The 8,776-nt window shown below is 55.2% G+C and carries 7 protein-coding genes; 2 read left to right on the forward strand and 5 right to left on the reverse strand.

Annotated features, from left to right (window positions below):
- Positions 1 to 159 precede the first annotated feature (159 nt).
- Together HC757_RS08650 and HC757_RS08655 are read right to left on the reverse strand one after the other, a co-directional pair.
- Positions 160 to 1,071 (reverse strand): ribose-phosphate diphosphokinase, encoded by a 912-nt coding sequence (locus tag HC757_RS08650; RefSeq protein WP_169563916.1) that lies wholly within the window; start codon positions 1,069 to 1,071, stop codon positions 160 to 162.
- On the reverse strand, positions 1,071 to 2,582 hold the full coding sequence (locus HC757_RS08655) for a thymidine phosphorylase family protein (RefSeq protein WP_169563917.1): 1,512 nt from the start codon (positions 2,580 to 2,582) through the stop codon (positions 1,071 to 1,073). The genes HC757_RS08650 and HC757_RS08655 overlap by 1 nt, the downstream gene beginning before the upstream one ends.
- A 470-nt stretch (positions 2,583 to 3,052) precedes the next feature.
- Between HC757_RS08655 and HC757_RS08660 the strand changes: the two genes are divergently transcribed.
- Positions 3,053 to 3,769: an oxidative stress defense protein gene (locus HC757_RS08660; RefSeq protein WP_169563918.1), complete on the forward strand. Its 717-nt coding sequence runs from the start codon at positions 3,053 to 3,055 to the stop codon at positions 3,767 to 3,769.
- Between the two features lie 78 nt (positions 3,770 to 3,847).
- Here HC757_RS08660 and HC757_RS08665 read toward each other — a convergent pair whose 3' ends face one another.
- Positions 3,848 to 4,912: a M43 family zinc metalloprotease gene (locus tag HC757_RS08665; RefSeq protein WP_169563919.1), complete on the reverse strand. Its 1,065-nt coding sequence runs from the start codon at positions 4,910 to 4,912 to the stop codon at positions 3,848 to 3,850.
- 341 nt (positions 4,913 to 5,253) lie between these two features.
- On the opposite strand from HC757_RS08665, the gene HC757_RS08670 reads away from it, so the two are divergent.
- On the forward strand, positions 5,254 to 5,733 hold the full coding sequence (locus tag HC757_RS08670; RefSeq protein ID WP_169563920.1) for a host attachment protein: 480 nt from the start codon (positions 5,254 to 5,256) through the stop codon (positions 5,731 to 5,733).
- 154 nt (positions 5,734 to 5,887) lie between these two features.
- Here the strand turns inward: HC757_RS08670 and HC757_RS08675 are convergent, their stop codons facing one another.
- On the reverse strand, positions 5,888 to 7,363 hold the full coding sequence (locus HC757_RS08675; RefSeq protein WP_169563921.1) for a phospholipase D-like domain-containing protein: 1,476 nt from the start codon (positions 7,361 to 7,363) through the stop codon (positions 5,888 to 5,890).
- Between the two features lie 386 nt (positions 7,364 to 7,749).
- The gene (locus tag HC757_RS08680; RefSeq protein ID WP_169563923.1) at positions 7,750 to 8,610 is read right to left on the reverse strand and encodes a CAP domain-containing protein; all 861 of its coding nucleotides are present in this window, start codon (positions 8,608 to 8,610) and stop codon (positions 7,750 to 7,752) included.
- Positions 8,611 to 8,776: the final 166 nt, after the last annotated feature.

The following is an 8,776-nucleotide window of genomic DNA, read 5'->3' on the forward strand; positions in this document are numbered from 1 at the left end:
TTCGTCCTTGATGTTTGCCGGCATCCAAAATACCCGGCTAGCATAACCTCTGTGTGCGGCGATATCCAGGCATATGCCATATCCTCATGATTCATATCCGCTTAGTCAGACAATTCCGCTCCGTTAATTCGAGTTGTTGCCCGGCTGCCGCCGGGCAGCCTATTTGCCCAGCAGGGCTATGCATTGACGAATGGGTTTCAGCAGCAGCGGCGTGACATCTATGGCATTGGAGGGGTGCGGCAGGGTGTTGCTGGTGGCGAGACACTCGAGCCCGGCTGCCATCAGCTCGGCATAGACGTCGTCGGCGAAGATGCCGTGCACCGCGGCGCATTGAATGCGGGCCATCCCTTGGCGTTTCAAGGCCAGGATGCATTGCAGCAGGGTCTGACCGCTGGAAATGACGTCGTCTATGATCACCGCGCTTTTGTTGCCATGCCCGGAGATGTCCGGCAGGCTGACCTCGACATGCCTGTCACCCAGGCGCTGTTTCTGCCCTATGACGAAGGGATGACCACTGGCTTCGGCAATGCTCGAGACCCACTGGCGACTCTCGGCATCCGGGCCCACCAACAACAAGTCCGGCCGGCCCTTGAGCCAGCTCGCCAGTGCCGGTGCGCCTTGTACCACCTTGCTGGGGATCCGGTAGATCTCATCCAGTGAATGGTATCTATGCAGATGGGGATCCACTGTCACCAGCCAATCACAATGGTTGGATAAGGCGCGGGCAAACAGCCGGGAGGTGACGGCTTCACCCTCGATGAAGCTGCGATCCTGGCGCATGTAGCATAGATAGGGCGCAACCAGACCCACGGACGCCGCCCCCTGTTCCTTCAGGGTTTCCAGCAAAAACAAGAGCGGCAGGTACTTGTCGTTGGGGTGCGACAAGTCCGCCAGCACCAGACAATGTCGCCCGGCGACCCGAGTGGTGATCCTCAGATAGGATTCGCCATCGGGGAATTGACGACTGTCATAGCTGCCAGGCGTTGCCTGCAAGGCCTTGCATAGGCTGGGCTGCAGGGGATGGGCTGTCAGTGAGAAGAGGGTCAGTGGTGGCTGGGCTTGGCCTCGCATCAGGCATCCTCCAGGGTAAAGATATCCAGGTTGCTCAGGTAGTACTGCAGCGCATAGTCAAGCTCCCCCGTGCTGTCACTGAAGAGACGAAACAGGGTCTGGCCCCGATGAATGGTATCGCCGACATTGACCCGCAGCCGTAACCCGGCCGCCGGACTGAAAGGGGCACCGGCCAGCTTCGCCAGCCTGGCCAGTTTTCGATTGTCTATGGCCGTGATACGGCCGTTGCGCTGTGCATGCTGATCATGATGGAAGTGGGCTTGGGGCAAGCTCTTGAGCCCGCCCTGGGCGGCTATGATGGCCATGAACTGTTGATAGGCACGGCCGCTGTCCAGCAGGGAGCGCGCCTTGTCCATGGCTTCGTCCAGGCCGGAGTTTTCTGCCAGATCCAGCAGCTCGGCCGCCAGCAGCAGGGCGCGCTCACGCAGATCTTGTGGTGCCGATTTTTGGCATTGCAATACCGAGAGCAGATCCCTGGCCTCTTCTACCGGGCCTATCCCATAACCCACAGGCTTGCTGCCGTCGGTGATCACGCAGCGAATACGAATGTTACAGGCGCTGCCCACCCGGGTGAAGAGGGAGGCCAAGCGCTCGGCATCGGTCCGGGTGCGTACCTTGGCGGTGTCGCCGACCGGGATATCGATCAACGCATGGGTCGAGCCGGCGGCGATCTTCTTGGAGAGCACGGAGGCGATCAACTGCCCCTCACCATCGAGATCCAATACCCTTTCCAGGCGGATCAAGAGATCGTCTGCCGGGCTCAGGTTGACCGCTCCGCCCCAGGCAAGACAGCCACAGGTCTTGGCGACCACGGCTTGAATGTCGGCCATTTTCAGCGACACATTGGTCAAGGCGCCCATGGTGTCGGCGGTGCCGGCAGGGGAGGTGATGGCCCTGGAGGAGGTCTTGGGTATTATGTGACCTGCGGCACTCACGATGGCGACGACTATGGGGGTGGTGCGGTTGCCCGGCAGACCACCGATGCAATGCTTATCGAAGATCCGCTCGTGTCCCGGCCAGCTTAAACGTTTACCTGATTCGACCATGGCCTGGGTCAGGCTGATGATTTCTTCTATGTCCAGGCGCCCACCGGCACAGATGGTGAGAAAGCTGGCGATTTCCATGTCACGGTAACCATGGGTGCTGATGTCCTGAATTATGTCTTTGAATTCCGCCCGGGTGAGCTTATTGCCGAAGATTTTCTTGCGCAGCAGCCCCAGGGAGGCGAGCACGGGCGCATGTTGAATGCAGAGCCTATCGCCCGACTTCACCTTCAGGCGTTGCATGGCTATTTTTGACAGGCCGACCTGATCCTGTTTCAGCACACCTGTGCTGGTGACATTCAAGGTGGCTATCAGGCTGCAGTCACCGTAAGACAAGACCACGCGGCGGCTGGCATTGAAGCCTTCGGCCTTACAGACGTGGCAATCCCGGCGCATATAGACCACGGGTTCCTGATGGGTATCTATGCCCATGTCGACGACGACAAGTGAATGAGTTGGTTGCTGCATGCATTGCATCCTGGCAATTGATGTTAGTCATAGTCTGATGTCAGTCAGAGCCCGGGCGCCAATCCGGCTGCGCTCTGGGGTATCAGTCTGGCCCGAAAACCCGGGTGATGCCTTGTCTTGGATCACTTTATGGTGCGTCGGCCTGCGCTGGCTTGCCATCCCTTGGAGCCGGCTTGGCAATGAGCCTTTAACTTTGGTGCCCGATACTCTGATGCCTGATATCTTGGGTGCTTGAGTATTGAATATAGTCGCTTGGGAGCCCGTTGCCGTCGTGGAGCGAATTTACCGGCCTCATGCGGCACGGATTTTCAGCCGGCGGAAAAAATGTCGCCGCGGATAACCCTTTCTCTCCTATGCCGCGTTAATAGCAGGAGTTGCCGTTGGCTCGCCCTATAATCTGGGGATGCCGCCGGGTTATTCGCAACACCTAGATCCGCAACACCTAGATTCGCACACAACAGGAGCAACAGATGAAACATGCCTTATTAGCAGGACTCTTAACCACGACTCTGGCAACCACTGCGACCTTGGTCAGCCCAGGGCTGAGCGCCGCCGAGCTGGCATTTGCGCACCTGGAGACAATCGGGGTTGGCAAGGTGACTGTGGCGCCGGACATGGCGGAGATCAACGTCGAAGTGACAGTGACAGAGGCGAGCGCCAAGGCGGCCAAGGATGCCTCGGATGTGGCGGTGGCGGGTTTTATCGCCCGTTTGCAGGCCGCAGGCATCACCAAGGACGAGATCCAGAGTGCCAATTTGAATCTGCAGCCGCAATACCATTATGAGAAAGATCAGCCGCCCAAGTTGAGCGGTTACCAGGCCAGCCGGCAGCTGACTGTGACTGTGAAGGACTTGCCTCGGCTGAATGAGATCCTGGATTCGGCATTGGAGGAGGGGCTGAACAAGGTCAATAACATCGGCCTCAGGTCGAGTAAGGAGATGGAATATGCGGCCAAGGCGCGTCAGGCGGCGATCGAGGATGCCAAACAGAAGGCCAGGTCGTTGGCCCAGGGCTTCGAGCTTAAGCTCGATGGGGTGTGGCAGATCCGTTACTTAGAGCAACACCCGGTGCAACCCATGATGCTGCGGATGGCGGCCAAGGCCGACTATGAAATCTCCGAGAGTTATCAATACGGTAAGGTCAGCTTCGAAGACAGGGTCGAAGTGGTGTACCGTTTGAAGAAATAGCATAAGCAGACGCAGCATAAGCATGATGCAAAACGCAGCTTGAAGCTGCGTTTTGCATGTCTGCGCCAAGCGAGTGGATTAATTGTCGGCGCCTGTGGCCGCCAAGTTAGCCGGTGACCACAAGGTGTTGCGCGCGGCGCTGCTTAAGCCATTGACCATGCGATCCACCTGATCTTGGGTGTAGTTGGCGTATTGATCCGAATAGGCCATGAAGTTCTGCCAGTTGATGGTTTCGCCCAGGCAGTTGAGCACACCGCCATCCCCAGGATTCATCTGCCAGCCGTTCTGTTGCGGGGTATCGCAGATATCATCCCCTGTGGTTGAACAGCGACGATTGGCACCGCGCTTACAGCCCCCCTCGAAGGTGTGGATCAGGTCGAGGAAGTGACCAAATTCATGGGTGAGCACAGAGCGGAAATTCTCGTCGGTATTGCTGCCCAAATACGCGCCATTGTAGGTCACGCGTGCCAGGCCTTCGTCGGACATGGCGGTATCAGGATACCAGGCTACCCCGGAGTTATTGGTCACGCCATCGGCGTATAAATCATTCTGAATGTAGACATTCATGTACTTGTAGTTGTCCCAGTGGTCGCGTTTCACATCCGAGCTTGAGTAGTTGCCTGCGCCGGAAGATTCAGGATGGTAAATGATGCCCGTGGTGGGGTTGCCGTCGGGATCCAGGCTTGCCAAATGAAACTCGATGTCCAGGGTATCTTTCACCGCGGCAAATTCGCTGTCGACATCGGCAAAGTCGGCGGTTTGTCCCTTGAAGTCGGCGTTGGTTTTGCTCAATGCATCCATGATCACCGCATCGTTGACCAGATGACCATTCTGCATCGTGCCATAGACATGGAAGACCACGGGGATGATGTAAGTTGGGGTGCCTGCAACACCGGTCACATAGGGTGAGGCGTCATTCGTTTCGACCGCAGCTCCTTGTTTGGCGCGGGCGGCCTTTACCTCGGCAATCCTGGCGTGACGCGCCTGCGCTTCGGTCAAAGCCGCGGGAAAGTTGCGATAGTACTGGGCATTGCTCTCGGTCGCCTGGCAATGATGCGGGGCGAATTCGGCTTGTTTGGCATAGGCAGCAGAAGATGCAGCTACCAGGGCAGCCAATATTGAGGTGTTGAATTTATTCATCATATTGTTAATCACTCTTGTTTTAGCCTGGGTGAATGTTGGCAGCCGCGGTGCCATAGAGTGGCACCGCGGCCCAAGGGAATAACCGCATTATTCAAAGTGTTTGAATAAAATATCCTGGATACAATATCCAATGATTGTAATTTATACAATCCCAAGTTGTAATGAGAATGTAAATGGCTGGCTGGCGCAGCCAGTGCCAGGCCCTGGGGCTCCCGGAATGCCCAAGGTATATGGGGGCGTCGGTGGCGGTAATTTTCGCCATACCCTATTCTTTTTAAGCGGCCTATCCTTTTTAAACCGAGCATCACAACCGCGTCTTGCTATTGCATCTGGAGGGTATTATGAACTTTAACAACAGTGTCCTGGTGTTGGCCGATCTGGGCCAGCTGAAAGCCTACCGGGTGGCGCATGTGCAGGGAATAGACAGGCATGAGGGCGCCCAGGTGGGCCATACCCAGAATCGCGGGACAGAAAAGAACGCCGTGGTGTTGGACCTGATAACAGACATTGACTACATAGACGGACACAAGAAAGCCAGTGAGCGCGTCAGCGATCAGGCAGGCCGTTTCCGCGCTTCCAACGGCGAAGCTCATAACCTGAAGTCGGAGCAGGAAAAGCAAATGCTCAAGGTTATCAGTGAAGACATACGCTCCATCATAGAAGCCGAGTCTCCCTCCTCCTGGTATCTCGCCTTTCCGAAACAGACCCACAAGGAACTGCAGGAGATGTTGAACATCGGTATCAAACACAACCTGCAGAAGGTCGTGCCATCGGATCTGACCAAAACGGCCAAGGATAAACTCTTGGCACATTTTCAGTAGCTTGTATGAGCCAGAGCCCCCCTCGTGATGACATGGTGAACCTGTATCGCGCCAATTGGCTGGGCGGCAGGATGAGCCGAGGTAAAAAGAAAAAGCGGTCACCCGAGTGACCGCTTTTTTATTGCATGGCTGTTAGCCGTGACTCACACAGGCATTACTTGCTCTGCCAGGTGTTGATGTAGTCCTTGAGATCCTGCATGGCGGCGGCGCCAACATAAGACACTGCGGCCAGGGTATCCATGCCGTCTATGGGGCGGGCGGCTATGATGTTGGACGCGGCTGTCTTATTCATGCCTGCATCTATGTCCAGCTCGGTCAGACTGGCATTGTTGACCATGTCCAGCACCACAGCTACCTCGGCCCCGGTGAAAAACACCCCTTCCCAAGTGCCTTCGCCATAGCTGGGCTGAGTGCAATCCGTGCCGTTACCCGCTAAACAGAAGGCATGGCTGAAATGCCCTTCAAACTCGCCGGCGGTCTGCTTGTCGTGAATGATGATGATGTTTTCATCGTTGCCGAAGGCGGCGGCGCCACTGATGTTATGGGATCCCGTCAGTACCATGTCGTCTATGATGATGTACTTATGGTGCCACTTGTCGCCGCCGTTGAGCTTGGCGATGCGCACATCTGCCGGGTTTTCCCAGACATTGTTGACCGCACCTGTATAGCCGTCGACTTCCATGGCCCCGGAGGCATCGGGAGCCGCCTTACCCAACATGTCCTGGAACTCTGAGTAGTAGCGTGAGAAGAAACCTGGGTCGCCTATGCCCTGGACTTCCACTCCTGCGTCATGCCTTAGCTCCATCTCATCGGCCACATCCTGGGCACTGATGACAAATTGTGCCAGATGGATCCGGGTCTTGGCGCTGCGGATATACTGTTGCATGTTGTACAGGGTAGAGCCCTGGTAGACGCTGGATGACTGGGGAGTAAATTGCACATCTATGCGTATGTTGTCGTTATTGGTGTAGACAGTCTCCAGCTGGTGGTCCGGCTTGCCCAGGCCAAACAGCGAATCCTTGGCGCCGCCGGGGCCGTCGCCCCACATCAGGTTGAACTGATGGGTATAGACGCTGGCCAGTTGGTTGGAGTCTATGATCACTATGTGGTTGTCGTTGCCTTCGCTGATGAGGTTGCCGTTGGCATCGAGATCGCCATGGACCCCGGACTGGCTGAAGTTGGTGCTGCCGGACAGCACCTTCTTGCCGTCGACCACGATGAACTTATTGTGCTGAATTTTCGACCCTGCACTGCCATTTTCAGTGTCATCTATCCAGGGCACGCCGCCCTGGTTCAAGATGCCCAGCGCTGTTGCATTTTCGCCGGCGATATTGTCTTCATCGGTGACAAACTTAACATCGACCCCACGTTGCTTGGCCGCCACCATGGCATTGGCAATGCCTGGCAGGTCCAGATCATAGATGGCCATATAGAGGCTGTTGTCGGCAGAGTTGATTAACTCGACAATTTTCTGTTCCAGATCGGCTTGCACCGCCGGAGGGTTAACGCTGTGGTTAAAGTAAACTTCGATATCATCGGCCTGGCTCAGACCGGCAACGCAAAAACTGCCGGCAGCAAGCGATAACTTAAACCCAAAGAACAACCCCATTTTTATTTTATTGAATTTCATGTTTTACCTATTTTTATAATTTAGATGTAAACCAAAAAATGAGTAATCAGAATCCAAGTTTCATTGCAGCCAGGCTACCTAACCCTCCCTGGTATATCGACTCGGGCGCATACTAACAGCCCGAGTGTTATTTTTGTAGACATATTTGTTACATTTAAGCTACAAGTGGGTTGGCATATAAACAATATGAGGTACTCTATATTCGAGCCGGAAATGAAGCGTTACTTAAGTAATGACTCATGGGCGATTAAATGGTGAGGCAATATAAGTAACTCGAGAGATGTCTGTTCCGGATTTCATTATTTTGCAGGGAGTATCCAGGTTATCCTTGAGGCCTTGGTATCTTGAGCGATAGCCGCAGCTATTTCAGCCACTATCCCCAACATTCAGTTTTCTTTAAAGCCTCCGGCGAAGTCGATGACGCAAATGTGGCCGTATTTTGGATGAGTAGCAATTGCCACACCGACGACAGCGAAATCCGGGTTGAGGATGTTTTTCCTATGGCCTCGATCGGGAACTGCATCATCGATCAGTAGATTGACGACGATTTCGCGACCTATACCCGGCCCGTAGACGATGTTTTCGCCCAGTGTGTGTATCCAGACCCCATAGCGCTCTACACGGATGTCCACCGATGAGGCATCGCTACCCGAATGGCCCGTTTGGCCAGTAGCAGACTGATCGGCTGCGTGATCCGCTGCGGCCAAACTCATGCCGTGAGAAGGTGACAGGGGGCCGAGGGGAGCTGTGCTCGCCAGAGCATGCACGGCTTCCGCAACGGCAGTCGTGCCTTCCTGAGTCTCAAGGCCACCTCCATTGTCTGGGCCTCCCGGTTCGCGGTAAAGTTTGGCGTCGAAAAATTTGAGTCTGGGTTCAATAAACTCTTTCGCGTAGCGCCCGGGATCGGCCCGCACCATGTTCAGGTGCAATAGCACCTGTCGTTCCGGGTCGGATAGGTAGTTGATGCCGCTGGTGAGTACAGGTAGCGGCCAACCGCGAAGAGACCAGAGATCTGTATCCTGGTTGTTATCGGCATAGTCACCGTGCGGAGTGGATCCCGGGACAATTTTCCGCCCAGTCGTGCCACTGGGAGCACTATTGTTGCGTTCAGATGCAACAATAGCCGGGGTTGTCGGACTCGGGTTGTTCACGGACCCCCCTGGGGGATCAGAAACTGAGCCGCAACTCGCCAGCAAGGCAATGAAAAAGCCGCCAATGAGCAAGTTGAGGACAGTCATATGCTTCATGGTATTAATCCGTGCATTGAAGTTCTGCCATGGCCAAGGTGTAGTGGCATACTAAATTTGGCCACCTGATTAGAGGTGATATCATCACTTCTGTATTTAAACAGGTGACACAATGACAAAGCAAACCAGACCAACATACAGCCCGGAGTTTCGACTCGAGGCAGCA

It is taken from the genome of Shewanella salipaludis (assembly GCF_012911865.1).
GTDB lineage: Bacteria > Pseudomonadota > Gammaproteobacteria > Enterobacterales > Shewanellaceae > Shewanella > Shewanella salipaludis.

Bases quoted from the DNA above. Each gene is read 5' to 3' on its own strand.
- HC757_RS08650 (WP_169563916.1), bottom strand. From the start codon at position 1,071: ATGCGAGGCCAAGCCCAGCCACCACTGACCCTCTTCTCACTGACAGCC.
- HC757_RS08655 (WP_169563917.1), bottom strand. From the start codon at position 2,582: ATGCAGCAACCAACTCATTCACTTGTCGTCGTCGACATGGGCATAGAT.
- HC757_RS08660 (WP_169563918.1), top strand. From the start codon at position 3,053: ATGAAACATGCCTTATTAGCAGGACTCTTAACCACGACTCTGGCAACC.
- HC757_RS08665 (WP_169563919.1), bottom strand. From the start codon at position 4,912: ATGATGAATAAATTCAACACCTCAATATTGGCTGCCCTGGTAGCTGCA.
- HC757_RS08670 (WP_169563920.1), top strand. From the start codon at position 5,254: ATGAACTTTAACAACAGTGTCCTGGTGTTGGCCGATCTGGGCCAGCTG.
- HC757_RS08675 (WP_169563921.1), bottom strand. From the start codon at position 7,363: ATGAAATTCAATAAAATAAAAATGGGGTTGTTCTTTGGGTTTAAGTTA.
- HC757_RS08680 (WP_169563923.1), bottom strand. From the start codon at position 8,610: ATGAAGCATATGACTGTCCTCAACTTGCTCATTGGCGGCTTTTTCATT.